Origin of the sequence: Bacteroides sp. ZJ-18 (assembly GCF_011038705.2) — a bacterium.
Classification (GTDB): Bacteria; Bacteroidota; Bacteroidia; order Bacteroidales; family Bacteroidaceae; genus Bacteroides; species Bacteroides hominis.
The window spans coordinates 723,410-743,421 of record NZ_CP072198.1 but is presented as its reverse complement, the minus strand read 5'-3'; the positions used below and the strand labels follow the sequence as shown (position 1 = coordinate 743,421).

The following is a 20,012-nucleotide window of genomic DNA, read 5'->3' as shown; positions in this document are numbered from 1 at the left end:
TTATAATACTTCGATTAATTCTACTTCGAATACGAGTGTGCTGTGAGGAGGGATCATTTCTCCTGCTCCCTGTGCGCCGTAAGCCAATTCAGAAGGGATATAAAGTTTCCATTTTGAACCTTCCGGCATCAACTGCAAAGCCTCTATCCATCCCGGAATTACCTGATTTACACCAAAAACGGCAGGTTGTCCGCGTTTGATAGAACTGTCGAACAAAGTTCCGTCAATCAGTGTACCTTCATAGTGGCATTTCACCTGATCGGTAGCCTGGGCTTTCTTTCCTTTACCTTCAGTGATTACTTCGTATTGTAGTCCACTGGGCAGGGTAACAATATTCGGTCTTTTTTTGTTTTCTTCCAGGAATGCTTTTCCTTGTTCGATGTTAGCTGCATTCATTTTGGTTTCCAGCTCTTCGAAATATTTATTCACGATTTCGCGGGCTTCCTGATGGCTGATGGCTGTCTGGTTTCCTTCGAGCACATCTTTTATAGCTTGAGCAAAGTCATCTACTGCGATGCCTTTAGCACCCATTCCTAATAAATTCTGGCCGATTCCGAGGCCAATTGCATAACTAAATTTATCCATATATTTTTTTGTTGGAGACCGAATGTTCTATTTCACTTTCAGTCAGTTGCAAATTAACAAGCGGCAAAAGTAAGTGTTTTATTTGAATGATTTTACTTTTTGGTTTTAAAATTTCTTATTATCGGCTAACTTCGTAACCGGGATGGAAGATGTTTCTTGAAAGGATTGTTTGTATTATCCAATGCGATCCGGGTCAGGCGGTCATGGGAAAGGCATTGGGAAGAAGTGGAATGTTTGGTGGTTTCTTCGTTTATTCGGAGATTTTAGTTAAATTTGTGAGGCTCCATCTTCTGGCTTTTCTCGAAAACGGGCAGAGGGGGCTTTTCTTTAAATTAATAGTTGGTATGAAGAATCTGGTTGTATTGTCAGGCGCCGGTATGAGCGCCGAAAGTGGTATCAGTACCTTTCGTGACGCAGGAGGGTTGTGGGATCGTTATCCGGTGGAGCAGGTAGCTACCCCCGAGGGGTATGCGCGTAATCCCGAATTGGTGGTCCGTTTCTATAATGAACGACGTAAGCAGTTGCTGGAAGTAGTACCCAATCGGGGGCACGAATTGCTGGCCGAACTCGAGAAAGATTTCCGTGTAACGATTGTAACGCAGAACATAGACAACCTACACGAACGGGCAGGCAGCAGCCACATCATCCATTTGCATGGTGAACTGACTAAGGTATGTTCAAGCCGGGATCCGAATAACCCCCACTACATTAAAGAACTGAGGCCGGAGGAGTTTGAAGTAAAGATGGGTGATCTTGCCGGAGACGGTTCGCAGCTTCGTCCGTTTATAGTTTGGTTTGGTGAGTCGGTCCCGGAGATAGAGACAGCTATCAATTGGGTAGAAAAAGCCGATATCTTTGTGATTATCGGTACATCGATGAATGTATATCCTGCAGCGGGGTTGCTTAATTACGTACCTCGGAATGCAGAAGTATACCTTATCGATCCCAAACCGGTGGATGTGCATAGCTTCCGCCCGATACATGTCATTCAGAAAGGAGCGTCGGAAGGAGTGGCTGATTTGATGAAGAGACTTCTTACCACAAACCAGGCATGATATGCAAGGGTACTCAGTAAACCATAATATCGGGTCATGATGCGGAACCGTTCGAGAAGTGATTTCTTGCGGTTCTGCGTTGTCATCCCCTCTTCCAGATAATCAACCAGAGTGAGATGTGTGTTGTGTAAGGTGCGTGCCTTCTTCATGATACGTATGCACCAGTCAAAGTCTGCCGAGAAGTGATACTGTAAGTCATATGGTTCGACGAGTGTGTGGCGGGCAAAGAAAGCCTGATGGCATACGAGCATTCCCTGTTTGAAACTTTTCCAGGACAGGGTCTCCGGTGCCGATAACCTGCGCATGCGGAGGAAGTGTCTTTCTGTGTCTACCAAGGCGGTTTGCCCATACAACACATCGGGCAGCTCATTGGCATTGATGGAGTGAACTATCTTTTGCAGTGTATCGTCTTCATGGAAACTGTCTCCGGCATTCAGAAAACAAAGATAGTCTCCCGTTGCCAGGGCAATCCCTTTGTTCATTGCGTCATAAAGTCCTTTGTCCGGTTCACTCACCACTTGGCTGATCCGGTCCCGGTATCGGTTTACAATCGCCATAGTGCCGTCTTTCGATGCACCGTCGATGATGATATATTCCACATGATGATAGGTCTGTGAAATCACGCTCTGTATGGTATCCTCCAATACCTTTTCGGCATTGTAAGTCACCGTGATGACCGAGAATCTGGGGCTGAGGTGGTTATGCATATCTTCCTGTAATTTTGTTGTAGACATCGATGTATCTCTTGGCGATGATACTTTCCGAATAGTTGGCAATCGCTTTCCGGTTAGCTTGTTCCGAGAGGGAGGGATAGTCCGGATCGGTCAGTGCCCAGTAGATACCGTTGGCAAAATCTTCGGATGATTTGTATTGTGCTACATATCCGTTATGCAGATGATCTATCATTTCCGGGATGCCGCCTACGTTAAAGCCAATGCAAGGTACACCGCATGCCATAGCTTCCATGATGGTATTAGGCAGATTCTCTTCCAGTGAGGGGGTGACAAAGAGGTCGACTGCATTGTAGACATCCACCAACTCGTGTTCGTTGCTTACATAGTTAAGCGGGTATACTTTGAAGGGAAGAAGTGATTTCAGTTGTTCCGATTGCTTGCCAAAGACAACCACACCAAGCGATTCTTTCAATTCTGGATGCCTATCTGCCAGTAACTTGCACGATTCAATCAGATAATCGATGCCTTTCCGCTTATCGGTAATTTTTGCCGAACCGAAAAGGATCAGTTTACCATTTTGGGGTAGATGACATTTGCGGCGCGCTTCTTTTTTGTCTCTGGGCTTGAAAAGATTGGTATTTATGGGGTTAGGAATACTGATTACTGTCTCTCCTGCCAGCAAGGCACTCTTTTCGGCCTGTCCTTTCAGCCATTGGCTGCAAGTGATGAAAGTGATCGGGGCTTCTTTATAGAGTTGTTGCTTCTTATGAAAGATACGGTTTGACAAATCTTTCTTGCTTCCTCCCCCGTATAGGTACGGGCAGTGATGGCATTCCTGATGATAGTTGGTACATTCGCGGGCGTGATGGCAAATGCCCGTGCAGGGCCACATGTCATGCATGGTCCATACGACCGGTTTACCGGATTTCAGTATCTTCCGGATATCGTTTAATGACAACATTCCCTGATTCACCCAATGCAGATGGATGACGTCTGCCTGCTGGAACTCGGGCAAGCTTGTAATATCCGTACCCGTATTGGCTATATCGACTGCGAAAAGATTATTTTTCTTGAAGCGGTTGGCTTTCCAGATGACGATACGTTCCCAAACGAACCTCCATACTTGCCACCAGTTGCGTTGCAGACCTACTACACTGATCTGGTCGGTTTGCTTGTCGCGCACCAGCATTTTGGCTTTGATACCGTTGTTTTTCAACGATTCCATCAGGCGGCTTGCCGCGACGGCTGCTCCACCCATACGTTCGGAAGTATTGATAATTAAAACTCTCATTCGATCGAAATGTTTTGGCAAAAGTAGTGGTTTTCGGTGAGAAACCGTACAAAGTCACATATTATTTGTACTTTTGCGGCACTTATAGATAAGGAGATATACGTATGAAAAAGGTTGTTTTTTTAGGATTAGGCTATATTGGACTTCCTACGGCTGCCGTGGCTGCCGGTCATGGTTATGAGGTTGTAGGTGTGGACGTTAATCCTTCGGTTGTAGAAACCATCAATCAGGGTAAGATACATATTGTGGAGCCGGAACTGGACCAAATTGTCAAAAAGGTAGTGCGGACAGGAAACCTTCGTGCGGTTTCAAAGCCCGAGCAGGCAGACGCCTTCTTTGTGGTAGTGCCTACTCCTTTCAAGCAAAACCACCGTGCAGACATCACCTATGTGGAATCGGCTACCCGTTCCGTAATTCCTTATCTGCGGGAAGGCAATTTGTTCGTGATAGAATCCACCTCACCGGTATTTACTACCGAACGCATGGCCGAAGTCATTTATAAGGAGCGTCCCGAACTCAAAGACAAGATATACATAGCTTATTGTCCCGAGCGTGTGTTGCCCGGCAATACACTTTATGAACTGGTTCATAACGACCGGGTTATCGGTGGTATCAATCCCGAATCGACAGCAAAGGCCATTGAGTTTTATTCTGCCTTTGTACAGGGTAAACTGCATCCTACCAATGCCCGGACAGCAGAAATGTGTAAACTCACCGAGAATTCCTCGCGCGACTCACAGATTGCTTTTGCCAACGAATTGTCTATGATTTGCGACAAGGCAGGTATCAACGTATGGGAACTGATTGATTTAGCGAATAAGCATCCGCGTGTAAATATCCTCCAACCCGGTTGCGGAGTGGGCGGACATTGTATAGCGGTTGACCCCTGGTTTATTGTTTCGGACTATCCCGAACAGGCACAGATCATCAAACGTGCCCGTGAAACGAATGATTATAAAGCCGATTGGTGTGCCAACAAAGTAATGGAAGCCTGCCAGCAGTTTGTGGAGAAGAATGACCGGGAACCGGTAGTAGCCTGCATGGGGCTTGCTTTCAAACCCAATATCGATGATTTGCGTGAGTCCCCTGCCAAATATATCGCTTCCCGTATCGTATCCGAGTCGCGTGCTGAAGTATTGATTGTTGAACCTAATGTCGCTTCACACGCCAGCTTTCATCTGACAGATTATCGGGAGGCTTACAAAAAAGCCGATATTGTTGTATGGCTCGTGCGCCACACTCCGTTTGTAGAATTACCCCGCGAAGAGGGAAAACTGGAACTGGATTTTTGCGGAGTCAGAAAATAGAAATTGTCTAATCTCAATCGTAATCGTTCAATGAAAAAGATATTACTTGTTTTCGGTACCCGTCCCGAAGCCATTAAAATGGCTCCGTTGGTAAAGGCTTTGCAAAAAGATACGGAACACTTTGATACGAAAGTGTGTGTGACGGCGCAACATCGCCAAATGTTAGACCAGGTGCTCGAGGTATTCGACATCATTCCTGATTACGATTTGAACATCATGGCACCCAATCAGGATTTATATGATATTACGACTAAAGTGTTGTTGGGGTTGCGTGATGTACTGAAAGACTTCTGTCCCGACACGGTATTGGTGCATGGAGATACCACAACATCCATGGCTGCTTCGTTAGCTGCGTTCTATCAACAGATTGCCGTGGGACATGTTGAAGCCGGTTTGCGTACCTACGATATGCTCTCTCCCTGGCCGGAGGAGATGAACCGTCAGGTGACGGATCGTATTTGCACTTACTATTTCGCTCCTACCGGGAAGTCGAAACAGAATTTGTTGCAGGAAAATATTGATGAAAAAAAAATCTTTGTTACGGGCAATACGGTGATCGATGCTTTGCTGATGGCGGTCGATATCATTTCGGAGAAACCGGGAGTCAAAGAAAGACTGCATGAAGAACTTCGCGACAAAGGTTACGAAGTAGGTAGACGCGAATATATTCTGGTTACCGGGCACCGCCGCGAGAACTTCGGAGAGGGATTCTTGCATATCTGTAAAGCAATTAAAGAACTGGCTGCACTGCATCCCGATATGGATATTGTATATCCGGTACACCTGAATCCGAATGTTCAAAAACCTGTATACGAGCTTCTGTCCGGGTTGGATAATGTGTATCTTATTTCACCGCTCGATTATCTGCCGTTTATTTTCGCAATGCAACATTCTACTTTGTTGCTGACTGACAGTGGCGGGGTACAGGAAGAAGCTCCTTCGCTCGGCAAGCCGGTGTTGGTAATGCGGAATACTACCGAACGGCCGGAAGCAGTAGAAGCCGGGACGGTGAAACTGGTGGGAACGAATGCTGAGGCCATTGTCGGTAATGTGACCGAATTGCTTCACAATAAAGAATTATACAGGCGTATGTCCGAAACACATAACCCTTATGGTGACGGGCATGCGTGCGAACGTATCATAGCGGCACTGATCCGTTAGATTCTTTTGCCGGAGTGAGATGGGGAGCTATTCCCCTTTCAGTTCGGTACTGTTATCCTTATAAGCGGCAAACCCTTTGATTCTGACCCGTTCTTTCTTTTCCATATCGGGCATTCCGTTGCTCAATTGTTTCAGGTTTTCCTTAATGGTATTGTGAGTTGTGAAGAAACTGTCCAGCAAATCGGTGAAACTTTTCTCCGGTTCCTCTTCTTCCGGTGCAAAAAGCATGTGGCATTTGCTGTGGATACCCAGTGTTTTCTCATCTTCGTCCAGTGCATAGACAGTGGTCACTAATGAATTCATATTGACCGCATTGATAATCTCTTTGAGATAAGGCAACGCTTGATTATCGATGCTGATAGAGGCCCACCAGGGATTCCATACAATGATCAGCCGGAGTCCGTCCTCGGCTGCAACAAGAAAGTCGTCTCCCTGATACTTGAAGCTGATGTGGTTTTCTTCGTTCACTTCCGGCTGGCAACCAAGCTGTTGAAGGATACTCATAACCAGTGCGGAGGTGGTCATTTCCTCTGTTTCCTCTTCTGTTTCGGAAGAGGCTGTGTCACCCGAGGGTTTTGCAAGCTTGTTCCTCTCGTGCAGGATACGCGATATAAGGAATACAATCGGCCATAGAGCCAATGCGATGACTGCGATAAGGATGGTAAGATCGGTCATAGTAGTAGAGCTATTAAATGATTATTGTTTGCCTAAAGATAATCATTCTTTTTTATCGTACTCCATTTTTACTGCATAAAAGTTCGGAAAGCTTGCAAATAACGTTCGCTTACCGTTTCAATGTTGATTTTCTCGCGGATGATTCGTTCCGATTCACGTCCCATCTCGGTACAACGTCCGGGAGAGGCGAACAGTTCGTTAAGTTTGTCGCTCAGACTGCCGGCATCACCTTCCCTGAAGAAGAGTCCGTTCACTCCGTCCGTTACCAGATCACGTTCAGTGCTGTCGCATACCGAGCAGACTACAGGTAATCCGTAAGTCATGGCATCATTGATGGACAGACCTCCCATGCCTGCCAGTACATAGACTGTTGATTCGTTCATATAAGCTCCCAATTCTTTGGGGTTATATACTGCACCGATGAAACGAATCCGATCCGTCAGGTTCCGTTCGGCTGCTTGCTTCTTCAAGTTATCCAGTTCCGGTCCGTCACCTACTATGACCAGTTCTGCGTCCGGATGATTAGCGATAACCTTGGGAAATGCGTCGATCAGCAGATCTACTCTTTTCCATTTCACCAACCGGCCGATGTGCAAGGCACGTTTGGCGGAGTGGGGAAGAAGCGGAGCCGAGGCAAGAACAGCTTCTTTTTCCTTCAGCAACGATTCTGTGTCTGTAGAGTTGTAAGTAACATGTATCTGTTTCCGCTTCACACCATACGAAGGGAGGATATCGTATGCGGCCGTTGAGTAATTCAGTGTTCCAGTGGCACGTGCGTAGCAATATTTGCGTATTTTGGCCGTGAGCCATTGTTTAAGGTAAAAGCCGGTTCCGGTACTCACCAGCCTCATATTTTCGTCGTACATCGGGTTTTTCCGGAAATACTCTTTAATTTTTCCATAGGGAGGGGTTTGGAAAGGAATCTCGCGAATCACCAACCGTGTCCGGCACTCCTTCATAGCTTTTCTCAATCCGGGTTGGAAGAATACTTGCAGGAAGTAAGGCCATCCCATTACTAAAATGTCCGGTCGTTCTTCACGCACTATTTCCGGTAAGGCAGGGTAAGCGCTTTTTCCGTAAAATGCTTTCTTTTCGGTACTGGTGAGATGCCTATATGTACCTCCTTCTACCATTTTTACCCCTTTGCCAATGGTGGCATTTCCTTTTTGTGGGGTAACGACTGTGACTTCCACTCCCTTTTCGTGGAGCTTGTTGAGCATGGCGTTCAGGTAATGGGGCATTCCGCCGAATGTATAGAGAACTTTCATAACTGTATTATTTTCTGAAGTAAATTTTGGAATTCTTTGCCGAATTCGTTCCAACTGTGTGTGTCGAGGAAGCGATTGTAATCGGCTATGTTTACCGCCTTGTTTGCTTTGTTGACAAGGTCCGGTATGTCTTCAAACGTATGAAAAGTATATACGTTCAGTAAAGGATCGGCTGCATAGTCCCTGAAAGAGCCTACATCCGGCCCGATTACTTGAGCTCCGAATGAAAGAGAATCCATCAGTATTCCCGAACTCAGGATTGATTCGGCAGCATAGGGTATCAGTACGAAGCGTGATTTGCGTATCTCTTGTTTTAATTCGTCAAAAGGGATACTCCGGTCCTCAATACTGATCCTGTCGTTACCTTCTGTCCGCAACTCTTCCAGCAGTTCCGTAGAGCTGCATTTGCCGATAATTTTAGTCTTGAGCTTTAGTGAATGTCGCGCGGCAAAGCGCACGAATTCCGGCACTCCTTTGTATCGGGAGATATTACCCCAGATCAACAGGTCGGTTTCTGCCGGTTGAGGCATATATTCTTCTATCCGGTTCTTTGTGGGGTGATGTAAGAATATCGTTCTGGGAACGGCTTTCGGGTATTGATCCTGAACAACTTTTATACCTTCTGTGGCGTGGGTCACTATCAAATCCGCTTTGCGGAGAAGGAGGTGTATCAATAGCTTTTTCGACCATCGGTGCTTCATTATGTGAGGCTGCTTGTTGTGCAGGAACCATATCACTTTTTTGTTGTGCAGTTTGATTTTGAAAAGGAGCCAGATCGCAGCGAGGGTTTGTAATACTCCGTATTTATAATCCGGCACATTCTCCAGCCAGTGAAAAATATAAGCGTCACTGTCCGTTTTCTGCGGGATAAGGCTGAACAGTGGATTCTTATGCGGAGGATTGGCTATTATCATTCCGTTTTGTTCCAATGTTTGGATAAAGTCGCTGATATACGGGTTAACCCGTATATCGCCCTTACTGGTAGAATGAGGATAGATCGTTACTTTCATGGTGTTCTTCTGTTAAATTAATCCGTGTCTGCGGAAAGTGTCCATCCATAGCGGGCCTACATGCTCGATGTCGTACCTGCTTTTACGGGTTTGTGCTTTATGGGCTATCCGGCAGCGAAGTGCGTCATCTCCGGCTAAACGAAGAATAGTTGCCGCATATTGCTCATAATTGTTGTCAGGGATAATAAACCCGTCTACTCCGTCATCTATCATATCGTAGATTGCATTGAAAGAGTCGAATCCGATGGGAATTACCCCTAATGACATCGCTTCCGTAAATACGGTGGGCAATCCTTCTATGACAGAAGTCAGACAGATGATCCGTGCACGGTCGATATAGGGAATAGACATTTGATGACCTGTCAGTCGGACACGTTTCAATTCTTTTTCCCTGATGATCTGCCGGCATGTGTCGAATCGCGGTCCGTCTCCTACGAGTGTAAGTTTCCAGTCCGGCAGTTTATCCTGAATCATTTCCCATATTTTCAATAATCTGGGTAATGCCTTTTCGGTTGCCATTCTGCCCACAAAGATAATTTCTTTATCCTTCTGTTCTATTGGGATGACGCTGTGTACAGGTTGTATGGCATTGGGAATGGCAGATAGCCTCCGGGCATCTTTTTTACCGATAAGTTTTCTGAACTCGGGGATATAGGCAGGCGAAAGCAGCACTACTTCATCAAGCGTGTCGTAGGCTGAACGGTTCTGGTGGCTGACCACTCTTTTTAACAAGTTGATATAAAGTTGTGGCAACATCCATTGAAAGAATTGTTTTGCCCCGCGTACATCCTTAAAACGGAGTGTAGACAATTCGTATTGTTTCAACTGCGTCGTGTGGCTGGGGCAGTTGTGAATCATCGTGAATATTTTTATACCGGGATTTCTTTTCCTGATTTCAAGGTAATATCTGCGTGTGTCTCCGGTGATGACATGTGAGTAGTCAAGAATTACATTTATTTTCTTATCGGCAATAAATTCACAGATTGCCTCGATGTTCCGGGGAGTGTAGAACTGAGGATAATGATCGGGCAGCAAGAGCCCGTTCTCAAATTCACTGTCAGCCAGTTCCAGGTACGAAAAGTAAAGTTTGCTATCTACCCCGTGTGCAGTCAGCCATTCGGTCAGTTGCGCATAGAACCAATAAAAACTATTGGCACGGTGAGGAAATGCTTTGGTTTGTTGAATCAGGATATTCATAGCTTATTTCTGGAGTTTTTTCCGGATAAACTGTACACTTTCAAAGAAAATCACCGATTTGCCGATCCACATGATGAATACATAAAGGCTCACGGCTATTGTTATCTTGAGTATCAGCAACACATAAAGGTTGTGGAAGCCGAGTGTTAAGAAATGGCTGGCGCCTATGATTGCTATGGAAATCAGTAGGTACGGGGTGATATCTTTCAGGGCCTCCCACAGGGTAATGTGTATCTGCTTGTTTACGAAGTAATGCCATATCAACAGCCAGCCGATGTTGATAACCGTATAAATCGCGACCATGACGAGTATGCCTTGTGAGATCGTACAAAGAAGTATTGTGAGTTGAACCAGGCTCTGTGCAATGGTATTCCACATAAACAGATTCGATTTTCCTTTACTGATCAGCAGATTGGAGTACATATAAGTAATGGGGACAAATGCTCCCCAGATGCAAAGAATCTGCATGATGGGTACACATGCCTGCCATTTGGCGGTGACGGCAATTACGATGAACTCGTTGGCTATCAATGCCAGTCCGAACATGGAGGGAAACGATACGAAGGCTGTAAAACGCAGCATCTTCCGAAATATATTTTTCTGTCGCATGGCGTCGGAAGAGGTTTCGACCAGGACAGGCTGAGACACCCCGTTGATCATGTTGCTGATCAGTGAGAATCCCATATTGGTCCATTTGTTGGCTTGGGTATAATATCCTACATCCTGACTGGTATAAAAACGTCCCAGAAGAACAGAGAATATATTATCATTGATGTAATGGAATACATTGGTGATAAGTAGCTTACTACTGAATGGAAGCATCTCTCTGATGGGTTTGAAATTAAATGAAAAAGTGGGACGCCATTGAGAGAAGTGCCACAGCAACGCATTGGCGATGGAAATATAAGTGATCTGCTGTACGGCCAGGCCCCAGAAAGCCATTCCGTTGTATGCCATTACGATTCCTATGGTCCCCGAACAAAGTAGTGCGATAATCGTAGCTTTCGCTTTCTCTTTTACCATTAGTTTTTTAAACAACACCGCATTGTGGGCGGTCCCGCAACTGGAGATCAGAAAGCCTAAGAAGAGGAAACGGGATAAGGGAACGAGCTGCGGAGTCTTATAAAAATCCGCTATAAGAGGGGCACAGAAAAAGAGCAGCAGATAAAGCGATGCCCCCATCAGAAAACTGAACCAGAACACCGCATTGTAATCTTCATGACGGAACACTTGCTTATTGGCGAGAGCGGCAGTAAAACCACTTTCCTGTATGGAATTGGCTATAGCGGTAAATATGGCCAGCATGCCTATCATACCATAGTCCGTTGCATCCAGCATACGGAGGAGGATGATTCCGAACAGAAGGTTCAGTAATTGCTGGATGCCATTGCTGAATCCTCCCCAGAATAATCCTTTGGCTGTTTTCTCTTTTAGCGATTGCTCTGTCATATTAAAGCAGATTCCTCCTTTTCGTTCTTAAAACATTAGTACGGTTGAATAAAAAAACAGAGGGTGCACCCGGAGCCTCATTCAATAGAGACCTGAGTACACCTTTTATTTTATTACTTATTTCACTTCACTTCCGGGTTTCACTTCCCGTCCGGGCATTACGACAGCCAGGCTGCCGTCATTGTTTTCGGCACTCAGGATCATACCTTCGCTGACGATGCCTTTCAGTTTACGTGGAGCCAGATTGGCGATGAAGCAGACCTGCTTGCCTACCAGCTCTTCCGGTTTGTAGTGTTGTGCGATACCGCTGACGATGGTACGTGTCTCCAGTCCGTCGTCTATCTTGAACTGTAACAGTTTGTCGGCCTTAGGCACTTTCTGACATTCGAGAACGGTGCCTACACGGATATCGAGTTTCATGAAGTCGTCAAACTCGATATTGGCGCGGATCGGTTTGGCTTTGTAGTTTGCTTCTTCGTTTGCCTTCTTCGTATCGAGCAGCTTCTGTACTTGTGCTTCAATAGTGGCATCTTCTATCTTTTCGAACAGTAGTTCCGGCTTGTTCAGTTGATGTCCGGCAGGAAGCAGGTCGTTCCGTCCCAATTCTGCCCAGTCGAAGCTATCCATATTCAGCATCCGGCGTAAGCGTTCCGAACTGAACGGAAGGAACGGTTCGAAAGCAATGGCCAGGTTGGCTACCAGTTGCAGAGAGATATTCAGGATAGTGCCTACACGTTCCATGTCAGTTTTTGCCAGCTTCCAGGGTTCTGTGTCAGCCAGATATTTATTACCGATACGGGCCAGGTTCATCGCCTCTTTCTGCGCGTCGCGGAATTTGAATACATCGAGTAGTTTTTCAACTTCAGCTTTAACGTCGGAGAACTCTTTCAGCGTCTCTTTATCATAATCAGTAAGTTCACCCGCAGCAGGTACTTTACCTTCGAAGTATTTCTGTGTCAATACCATCGCACGGTTCACGAAGTTCCCGTAAACGGCTACCAATTCGTTATTATTGCGTGCCTGGAAGTCTTTCCAGGTGAAATCGTTATCCTTGGTTTCGGGTGCATTGGCTGTCAATACATAACGCAATACATCCTGTTTTCCGGGGAAGTCTTCCAGGTATTCGTGCAGCCACACTGCCCAGTTACGCGAGGTCGATATCTTGTCTCCTTCCAGGTTCAGGAATTCGTTGCTCGGTACGTTATCCGGTAGAATATAGCTGCCTTCAGCCTTCAGCATGGCAGGGAATACGATGCAGTGGAATACGATGTTATCTTTTCCGATAAAATGAACCAGGCGGGTTTCAGGATCTTTCCACCAGGTCTCCCATGAATCGGGAAGCAGCTCTTTCGTATTTGAGATGTAACCGATCGGGGCATCGAACCATACATAGAGGACTTTACCTTCGGCTCCCTCTACCGGCACAGGAATACCCCAGTCCAGATCACGGCTGACTGCACGTGGCTGCAAACCCATGTCGAGCCAGCTTTTGCACTGTCCGTATACATTCGGACGCCATTCTTTGTGATCTTCCAATATCCACTGGCGCAGCCATGTTTCATGTTTGTCAAGTGGCAGATACCAGTGTTTGGTTTCTTTCATGACCGGCTTGCTTCCGCTGATGGCACTTTTCGGGTTAATCAAATCGGTAGGTGAAAGTGAAGTTCCACACTTTTCACATTGGTCGCCATAAGCACCTTCCGAGTGGCAATGCGGACATTCTCCGGTGATATAACGGTCGGCCAGGAACTGGTGTGCCTCTTCGTCATAATATTGTTCTGAAGTTTTTTCGATGAACTCACCCTTTTCATACAAGGTCTTGAAAAAGTCGGAAGCCAGTTCGTGGTGTGTTTTGGACGATGTACGGCTGTATACGTCAAACGAGATACCGAATTCTTCGAATGATTTCTTAATCAGGAAGTGATAGCGGTCTACCACATCCTGCGGAGTGATACCTTCCTTTTTGGCACGGATGGTGATGGGTACCCCATGTTCGTCGGAACCTCCGATGAAAAGTACATCTTCTTTTTTCAGTCGCAGATAGCGGACATAGATGTCTGCCGGTACATATACACCGGCCAGATGGCCGATATGGACGGGGCCGTTCGCATACGGCAGTGCCGATGTGACGGTAGTTCTTTTAAAATTCTTTTCCATTGATATATTGCGTGTATTTATTGTTATCTACTTGGGAACGTGCAAAGATAACGACTTTCTGATGAATTCTTTATATAATAAGATGGATGATTTTGAATAATAACCCCATACTCTTTGTTAATTTCAATAAAGATCATGATCTTAAGGAATGAATAAAATGGCGGGGTGGAACAGTTGGACTGAGAGTTCTTTTGTGTCTCCGGTTGCATGCTTCCGGTTTGGGATATAGGTGTGATGGACCAATATTGTCCGTTAAGGGAAAGATCAATGTTAAGGGTTTGATTATAAATAGCACACTGTTCTTCTCAAAAAGTTAAAGAACCGGAAGTAAACTTGTTCTTGTCGGTAGTTATAGTTCATCTTAGCTGCTGAGATGTGCATCTTGCGTGCTAAGATGTATATCTTGTACGCCAAGATGTGTATCTTCAACGCTAAGATGAAGAAAGATGTGTGAAGGAAACTGTTTCTCTGAGGGTTCGGATAAACTTTGAATGCCATCTTTAGGACTTCTGATTTTAACTTCGTGGTGAGTATATTCAATGTTATATATAAAGTGTGTCCGAAAAATTGGGAGTGACAAATCGGGATGTATTAAAATAACGTACTGTTTTCTCTGTATCGTTATAAAAAAGATATATCTTTGGGAAAGAACAATTTTGTTAACTTTGAAAAACTAAAGACTGATGATGAAACACTTTATTGGCATATTGCTTTTGTCTTTGCTTCATTTTTCTTGTTCGCCGATACATGATGCTCCGTTAAAGTTGGCTCTCACAATGGCAGGAGACAATCGGAAGGAACTTCAACAAGTATTAGGGCATTACGAAGACGATTCGTTGAAACATAGAGCTGCCTGCTTTTTGATAGAAAATATGATTGGTAAAGGGACGATCCGTTATTCGCTTCAAGAAAGTGATAGCTGTTATATACGGCAAGAGCCTGAACCGGACTTAACGTGTATTACTGCCGACTATTTGATAGAAAACATTGATTTAGCTTTTGAGGTCTGGCAAAAATATCCTTGGTGCAAACAATTGTCTTTTGGAGAGTTTTGCCGGAATATATTGCCTTATCGGTTAAAACAGGAGCCTTTGGACCGATGGCGTTCTTATTACTATACACGTTATAAAGCGACAGCCGATTCGCTGGCACGGGCAGGAGCTACCATGCAGGAGGTCGTTTTCTTCTTTAACTCACAACATGGAAAGAAATATCTTCATGATGCTGCCAAAATACCGGGGGACTTCTCTATCGAGTTGATAGAGAAGCTGGGCGGAGGTACCTGTGATCATCTGGCATTGAATGCGGTTCAATTGATGCGTGCTGTCGGGATTCCTTTGAATCTGGATATTCTTCCATACCACGGTAAGGTAAACGGAGGGCATGCTTACAACAGTTTTACCGATGAAGACGGAAAATTTTTCTACTTTTCTCCTTATGAGCGTGAACCGGAGCGGAATCGATGGATTGCTCCTTTGGTGCAGCGTGTTTGTTATGAACGCCAACCAGAGCCGGAAATAGAGCGCAACCGTTGGAATGCGCAATTGGTCAATCGCTTACTGAAGGGGGTGACTGCCCAGTATTATTTGTCCGACAGTGTCCGGTTACCTGTGCATACATCGGATACGGTGGCTTATATCGCTACTTTTAATCGTGGAACTTTCAAGGTAGTGTCGCAGGGAAGAGTGAAAGATAACAGTGTATTGCACCGCGTGTTGCCTTACGGATTACTTTATTTTCAGGTGGCGGATAAGGAGGGAAAGTTGTTTCCGATAGGTGATCCGTTTGTGATGACCCCGGATAGCATTCACTTCATTACTCCGACTCGGCAGCCTACTTTGTTGGATGGTATTCTTACTTATGATGTAAAGCGGGTTTTGAAGTTGGGTGACGAACCTTATACGCTGCTTTATTGGAAAGATGGCTGGCAACCACTAAAAGAAGTAACCTCTAAAGATTCTCGTACACTGGATTTTGGAGAGGTACCTGTCCGCTCACTGTTTCTGGTATACGGCGATACATATATGGGGCATATGCAGCGTCCTTTCTTATTGGAGGATGGCAAGCCGGTGTACTATTGACAGATGAAACTTTTGCCGGTATCTGTTTTTATATTATAAATAAGAAAATGTTTTGAATTTGTTTTTATTTTTATTATATTACGCAAAATTATAAAAATAAAACATGCGAAAGTTAGATTTTCAGTAGTTGGTGTATTATTAATAAGCCTGTTTACGGTAGTTAATATCGTTAAGAGTAATCAAAAAAATAAGAAAATAGAAGACATTATGTTGGTTAATGTTGAGAGTCTCGCCTTTCCGGAAGGTGGAATAGGTAGTGATATGAGAATAGCAACTAAACATGTGTGCTATCTTAATAATGAAGTCTTTGATGAAAGCACGGGTAGGTTAGAGCATATCCCTGTTGAAGGCAGAATTGGTATTTGTGATGGTACGGAAGGGACATGTAGAAGTTGGCCATGCACAGAAGTCTGGTTATAATCAAATAGAGGATGAAACAACTGTATTTATTTATATTAGTAGTTTTTTGCTGCATAGGTTGTCAGCGAAATACATTGCAAGGTCCTATTCCTACTATTGCTATGCATCCGGATAGTTGCCTGAAGAGCTTAGATATCTCTGTTATGATGAAGGACTCGATAGAAGTAATCAAATTAGAGACAACGGACAGTTGCCTTATTGGCTTTATTAACAAGATTTCATTTACTGACAAGTATATATTAGTCTCGGATGCACGTGTAAGTCAAAAGATATATCTGTTTGATAAAGAGGGCAAGTTTATCCGTTATATTAGCAATAAGGGAAACAATCCTGGTGAATACAGTGTAATTGGAGATTTTGCGATAAAAGGGGATTCTGTATTTATCCAGGATTATTATCAGAATAAGTATGTTGTATATGATATGGTAGCTGATGAAATTAAAGATGATATACCCTATAATACTCACCATTCCGGAGTGGTTGCACTTGATAATTATCTTTATTTTATATCTAACTATTTCACTTCTCCAATAGGTGATTATAATTGTTTCCGATATGATTTAAGTATGCGGAAAACAGAAGGTTATTTGCCTTTTACGGCAGATCGTATTGCAAACGAGCCGGCTTGGACAATAAATCATCCTTGTGGGCGGATAGATAAATTAAAGTCTTTTGCTTATTATCGATCAAATGATACCATATATCAGATTGATAAATTGACAGTCTCACCTCAATGCGTCATTCACTTCCCTAATGGTGAAGACCGGACATCTTCTACACAAGGAGGACATATTTCCGGAATTGTTCATTTACAACAATCTGCTGGATATATATTAGGAACTTACACAGAAGGAAAAGGACTCAGATATTTTTTGATTGATAAGCGCGATTATAGTTCCCAGATGGGAAAACTGTTGCGTTTTAATAGTTTGGATAGAAAATCTATAAATAATGAATTTTTTATAGAGGATAACTATCTGATTTTTTGGGATACTATGCAAAGTTTGAAGTTATGGAGGAGGTATTTTGATAAAGCTGAATTTACTAATCCGGCTGACAAACAAAGAATACAATCTATCATTGATTTATCTCAAGATGATGATAATCCCGTCATATTTAGATGCCGGGTAAAATAGGAGAAACATAAATAATTAACTATAAATTAATAGATTATGAGAAGTACAAAATGGATGGTAGGTATTATTCTATTTGCCAGTGTATCGACTTTAATAGGCGTTACAAAAAGTGTAAGGGGTGAAAACCAATTAGAAAAATTGACATTTCTGGGTATTGAGAGTTTAGCTGATGGTGAAGGAGGAGGGAGTGACTATCGAGAGGCGACTCCTCATGATTGTAATTATTCTAAGGATGTATTTCTTGAAGGTGCGGACCATATCATAAATGTAACGGTTCCTGGCAAAAAAGGAATTTGTGATGGTACTAATGGCACATGCAATAGCTGGCCGTGTAGAGAGGTAAAATAATCATGTGGCATTAGTATAGAAAACATGCAAAAATATCTGTTATTATTATTCTTATTTATTTGCGCGAGTTGTATTGGTTCAAAAAATGGAATTCTGGAACAAAATAAAACTTTTGACATTATAATAGATCCGGATCGTTTTACCGATGATTTGGATTTATCATGCATCTTAACTGATTCGATTGAAATTATAAAATTGGAAACCAGTGATGAGTGTCTTATAGGAGAAATAAAAAAAGTATCATTTACCGATCAATTTATTTTTGTTTCTGATCCTTATGTTAGCCAAAAAATATTCATGTTTGATAAAAATGGGAAATTTGTAAAAAGTATAGGTAGCCAAGGAGGGGGGCCTGGAGAATATAGCACAATTAGTAATTTTACTATAACCGGAGATTCGTTACTGATTCAAGATTATAATCTTCATAAATATTTGGTATATAGTATAAAAGAAAATCGGTTTGTAGGTGATATTCGCTATGAACCTCATCATCACTCGATTGTTGCATATCCGGATATCCTTTACTTTGTCTCGGGATATTTCCCTGCTGATTCTGGATGTTATAATCTCTATCGGCTTGATCTTAGAAATTCGAGTATGGAGTCTTATTTACCTTTTTCTCAAAAAATTGCGGTAAATAGAAGTGCGTGGTCTATTGAGGAGCAATGTAGTCGGGTTTGTGAGCGGTCGTTTATTTTTTATGCCCTTAGTGATACAATCTATCAAATAAATAAAGATAGAGCTATCCCCGTATATACATTGAAGTTTTCAAAACGAAGTATACCTGATGATTTTAAAGAAAGTCATAGTGGAGATGAAATAATGGATTTAGCTTTCCAAGAGGGGTATGTAAGAGGTCCAATTCACCTTCAACATTCAGACCAATGGATGTTAGGTACTTATGTTGATGGTAAGGAATATAGGTATATGTTAGTTGATAAAAAAACGGGGCAATATCAAATAGGGAGACAATTGGGAGTCAGGAAAGAAGGTAATCTGACTATTCCACATAATTTTTTGATTGAAGATAATTACTTTATTTCATGGTTACCTGTTAAACTCCTGAATTTGTGGAAAAATCATTTTAGTCCTAATACCTTTAGAGATAAAGGTAGAGTAGAAACATGGAAAAGATTAATTGATTCTCTGGATATAGATGATAATCCAGTACTTATAAAGTGTAAAATAAGAAACGATGAAACTTAATTATTTTTTAATTCTGATTATATGTGTACTATTACTCTGTTTTAACATATATATATTTAAACGGAATAGTACCTCTGATAGGATGCAGGATACTATTATACGATTAGTTAATGAAGACTCTGTAAAAAAGAGTAGTCATCGAATTGAGCGGGAAATTAGAAACTATGAGTTGAGGGCTAATGGGAAGGTGTTGAATCCTTCATTGGAAGTCTTTGATACTAACGGGAATAAAAGAACCCTTTCAAAGATTATTGATGGAAATAAGTTAGTGTTACGTTACTCTGAATTAAATTGTAATACTTGTGTAAATAAGCAAATAGAATTATTGAATCTGTATGTTGACTCAATAGGTGCTGATCATATTATATTGCTTACAAATTATGATAGTAATTTCTATATGAAGCAATTTAAAAGAATTTCAAAAATAAAATATCCAATATTTAATATAGGTGCTAATCTGAATGAATGTATTCCGGATATAGAACGGCCCTATTTTTTTATAATTGATTCTAATTTTAGGATAAATAGCACGTATGTTCCGCAAATAGATGAAAGTAGCGTAACAAAAACATATCTTCGCCAGATTTTACAATATTATTTTAGAATTCCTTAGATAAAATTTGATTGACTCGTAGAAAACAGTGTTGTTGTTATTTCTTTGGAGTGTGTGGTATTCTCACTTAGGATGTAAAGCGGGTTTTGGAGTTGGGTGACGGACCTTATATCCTGTTTCCGTATACTCGATTTTGGAGAAGTACCTGTCCGCTCACTGTTCCTGGTATATACATATATGGGACCTATGCAGCGTCCTTTCTTATTGGAGGATGGCAAGCCGGTGTACTATTGACAGATGAGACCGGATAATCAACGATGAAATAGGTGGAAATACCACGTCTTGTCATCTTTTCCTTTTGCCAGGTTGTGTTTTTTAGGAAGTGAAATTATGTTGTTGAACACTTCCGGGAAATAAAAAAACAACTTTATTCAAAAAC

At 42.9% G+C, this 20,012-nt stretch carries 17 protein-coding genes; 8 read left to right on the top strand and 9 right to left on the bottom strand.

All coding sequences use genetic code 11. The features are described from left to right. Entirely contained in the window at positions 1 to 585 is a 585-nt protein-coding gene (locus tag G7Y45_RS03055) for an FKBP-type peptidyl-prolyl cis-trans isomerase (protein WP_032539107.1), read from the bottom strand. 344 nt (positions 586 to 929) lie between these two features. On the opposite strand from G7Y45_RS03055, the gene G7Y45_RS03050 reads away from it, so the two are divergent. After that, positions 930 to 1,640 carry an NAD-dependent deacylase gene (locus tag G7Y45_RS03050; RefSeq protein WP_005781663.1) on the top strand — a complete coding sequence of 237 codons (711 nt, stop codon included), beginning with the start codon at positions 930 to 932 and terminating at the stop codon, positions 1,638 to 1,640. Here G7Y45_RS03050 and G7Y45_RS03045 read toward each other — a convergent pair. Both G7Y45_RS03045 and G7Y45_RS03040 read right to left on the bottom strand, forming a co-directional pair. Continuing rightward, positions 1,574 to 2,347 carry a glycosyltransferase family 2 protein gene (locus G7Y45_RS03045; RefSeq protein WP_165016586.1) on the bottom strand — a complete coding sequence of 258 codons (774 nt, stop codon included), beginning with the start codon at positions 2,345 to 2,347 and terminating at the stop codon, positions 1,574 to 1,576. The two genes, G7Y45_RS03050 and G7Y45_RS03045, sit on opposite strands and share 67 nt — an antisense overlap. Beyond that, positions 2,340 to 3,605, bottom strand: coding sequence for a glycosyltransferase family 4 protein (locus tag G7Y45_RS03040; RefSeq protein WP_005781668.1), 1,266 nt, complete (start codon positions 3,603 to 3,605; stop codon positions 2,340 to 2,342). Before G7Y45_RS03040 ends, G7Y45_RS03045 begins: the two co-directional genes overlap by 8 nt. Before the next feature lie 104 nt (positions 3,606 to 3,709). Between G7Y45_RS03040 and wecC the strand changes: the two genes are divergently transcribed. Together wecC and wecB are read left to right on the top strand one after the other, a co-directional pair. Continuing rightward, on the top strand, positions 3,710 to 4,912 hold the full coding sequence (gene wecC / locus G7Y45_RS03035; RefSeq protein WP_005781671.1) for a UDP-N-acetyl-D-mannosamine dehydrogenase: 1,203 nt from the start codon (positions 3,710 to 3,712) through the stop codon (positions 4,910 to 4,912). Between the two features lie 30 nt (positions 4,913 to 4,942). After that, positions 4,943 to 6,073: a non-hydrolyzing UDP-N-acetylglucosamine 2-epimerase gene (gene wecB, locus G7Y45_RS03030; protein WP_165016565.1), complete on the top strand. Its 1,131-nt coding sequence runs from the start codon at positions 4,943 to 4,945 to the stop codon at positions 6,071 to 6,073. Between the two features lie 27 nt (positions 6,074 to 6,100). On the opposite strand, the gene G7Y45_RS03025 is transcribed toward wecB, so the two are convergent. From G7Y45_RS03025 to metG, 6 genes are all read right to left on the bottom strand, one after another. After that, positions 6,101 to 6,748, bottom strand: a complete 648-nt coding sequence (locus G7Y45_RS03025) for a hypothetical protein (RefSeq protein WP_005822431.1) — start codon at positions 6,746 to 6,748, stop codon at positions 6,101 to 6,103. A 68-nt stretch (positions 6,749 to 6,816) separates the two neighbouring features. Continuing rightward, positions 6,817 to 8,016, bottom strand: a complete 1,200-nt coding sequence (locus tag G7Y45_RS03020) for a glycosyltransferase family 4 protein (protein WP_165016563.1) — start codon at positions 8,014 to 8,016, stop codon at positions 6,817 to 6,819. After that, positions 8,013 to 9,026: a glycosyltransferase gene (locus G7Y45_RS03015; RefSeq protein WP_165016561.1), complete on the bottom strand. Its 1,014-nt coding sequence runs from the start codon at positions 9,024 to 9,026 to the stop codon at positions 8,013 to 8,015. The genes G7Y45_RS03020 and G7Y45_RS03015 overlap by 4 nt, the downstream gene beginning before the upstream one ends. Before the next feature lie 12 nt (positions 9,027 to 9,038). Further along, complete coding sequence (locus tag G7Y45_RS03010; protein WP_165016559.1) at positions 9,039 to 10,223, bottom strand: glycosyltransferase; 1,185 nt, start codon at positions 10,221 to 10,223, stop codon at positions 9,039 to 9,041. A 3-nt stretch (positions 10,224 to 10,226) separates the two neighbouring features. After that, entirely contained in the window at positions 10,227 to 11,672 is a 1,446-nt protein-coding gene (locus tag G7Y45_RS03005) for a lipopolysaccharide biosynthesis protein (protein WP_165016557.1), read from the bottom strand. Positions 11,673 to 11,789: 117 nt separating this feature from the next. Continuing rightward, a complete protein-coding gene (gene metG / locus G7Y45_RS03000; protein ID WP_022012088.1) occupies positions 11,790 to 13,829 on the bottom strand; it encodes a methionine--tRNA ligase in 2,040 nt (679 codons plus the stop codon). 686 nt (positions 13,830 to 14,515) lie between these two features. Between metG and G7Y45_RS02995 the strand changes: the two genes are divergently transcribed. The 5 genes from G7Y45_RS02995 to G7Y45_RS02970 all read left to right on the top strand — a co-directional run bounded on the left by G7Y45_RS02995 (position 14,516) and on the right by G7Y45_RS02970 (position 19,633). After that, entirely contained in the window at positions 14,516 to 15,910 is a 1,395-nt protein-coding gene (locus G7Y45_RS02995) for a hypothetical protein (protein WP_165016582.1), read from the top strand. Positions 15,911 to 16,341: 431 nt separating this feature from the next. Then, positions 16,342 to 17,466, top strand: a complete 1,125-nt coding sequence (locus tag G7Y45_RS02985; RefSeq protein ID WP_165016555.1) for a 6-bladed beta-propeller — start codon at positions 16,342 to 16,344, stop codon at positions 17,464 to 17,466. 36 nt (positions 17,467 to 17,502) lie between these two features. Further along, positions 17,503 to 17,814, top strand: coding sequence for a hypothetical protein (locus G7Y45_RS02980; RefSeq protein WP_165016553.1), 312 nt, complete (start codon positions 17,503 to 17,505; stop codon positions 17,812 to 17,814). Between the two features lie 24 nt (positions 17,815 to 17,838). Continuing rightward, a complete protein-coding gene (locus G7Y45_RS02975; RefSeq protein ID WP_165016551.1) occupies positions 17,839 to 19,020 on the top strand; it encodes a 6-bladed beta-propeller in 1,182 nt (393 codons plus the stop codon). Further along, entirely contained in the window at positions 19,010 to 19,633 is a 624-nt protein-coding gene (locus tag G7Y45_RS02970; protein ID WP_005781717.1) for a hypothetical protein, read from the top strand. Before G7Y45_RS02975 ends, G7Y45_RS02970 begins: the two co-directional genes overlap by 11 nt. The last annotated feature ends 379 nt before the right edge of the window (positions 19,634 to 20,012 follow it).

What these genes read in the sequence shown, in the direction of transcription:
- G7Y45_RS02980 (WP_165016553.1), top strand. Translation starts at nt 17,503, where the DNA reads ATGAGAAGTACAAAATGGATGGTAGGTATTATTCTATTTGCCAGTGTA.
- G7Y45_RS02995 (WP_165016582.1), top strand. Translation starts at nt 14,516, where the DNA reads ATGAAACACTTTATTGGCATATTGCTTTTGTCTTTGCTTCATTTTTCT.
- metG (WP_022012088.1), bottom strand. Translation starts at nt 13,829, where the DNA reads ATGGAAAAGAATTTTAAAAGAACTACCGTCACATCGGCACTGCCGTAT.
- G7Y45_RS03025 (WP_005822431.1), bottom strand. Translation starts at nt 6,748, where the DNA reads ATGACCGATCTTACCATCCTTATCGCAGTCATCGCATTGGCTCTATGG.
- G7Y45_RS03040 (WP_005781668.1), bottom strand. Translation starts at nt 3,605, where the DNA reads ATGAGAGTTTTAATTATCAATACTTCCGAACGTATGGGTGGAGCAGCC.
- G7Y45_RS03005 (WP_165016557.1), bottom strand. Translation starts at nt 11,672, where the DNA reads ATGACAGAGCAATCGCTAAAAGAGAAAACAGCCAAAGGATTATTCTGG.
- G7Y45_RS03045 (WP_165016586.1), bottom strand. Translation starts at nt 2,347, where the DNA reads ATGCATAACCACCTCAGCCCCAGATTCTCGGTCATCACGGTGACTTAC.
- G7Y45_RS03055 (WP_032539107.1), bottom strand. Translation starts at nt 585, where the DNA reads ATGGATAAATTTAGTTATGCAATTGGCCTCGGAATCGGCCAGAATTTA.
- G7Y45_RS02985 (WP_165016555.1), top strand. Translation starts at nt 16,342, where the DNA reads ATGAAACAACTGTATTTATTTATATTAGTAGTTTTTTGCTGCATAGGT.
- G7Y45_RS03020 (WP_165016563.1), bottom strand. Translation starts at nt 8,016, where the DNA reads ATGAAAGTTCTCTATACATTCGGCGGAATGCCCCATTACCTGAACGCC.
- G7Y45_RS02975 (WP_165016551.1), top strand. Translation starts at nt 17,839, where the DNA reads ATGCAAAAATATCTGTTATTATTATTCTTATTTATTTGCGCGAGTTGT.
- wecB (WP_165016565.1), top strand. Translation starts at nt 4,943, where the DNA reads ATGAAAAAGATATTACTTGTTTTCGGTACCCGTCCCGAAGCCATTAAA.
- wecC (WP_005781671.1), top strand. Translation starts at nt 3,710, where the DNA reads ATGAAAAAGGTTGTTTTTTTAGGATTAGGCTATATTGGACTTCCTACG.
- G7Y45_RS03015 (WP_165016561.1), bottom strand. Translation starts at nt 9,026, where the DNA reads ATGAAAGTAACGATCTATCCTCATTCTACCAGTAAGGGCGATATACGG.
- G7Y45_RS02970 (WP_005781717.1), top strand. Translation starts at nt 19,010, where the DNA reads ATGAAACTTAATTATTTTTTAATTCTGATTATATGTGTACTATTACTC.
- G7Y45_RS03050 (WP_005781663.1), top strand. Translation starts at nt 930, where the DNA reads ATGAAGAATCTGGTTGTATTGTCAGGCGCCGGTATGAGCGCCGAAAGT.
- G7Y45_RS03010 (WP_165016559.1), bottom strand. Translation starts at nt 10,223, where the DNA reads ATGAATATCCTGATTCAACAAACCAAAGCATTTCCTCACCGTGCCAAT.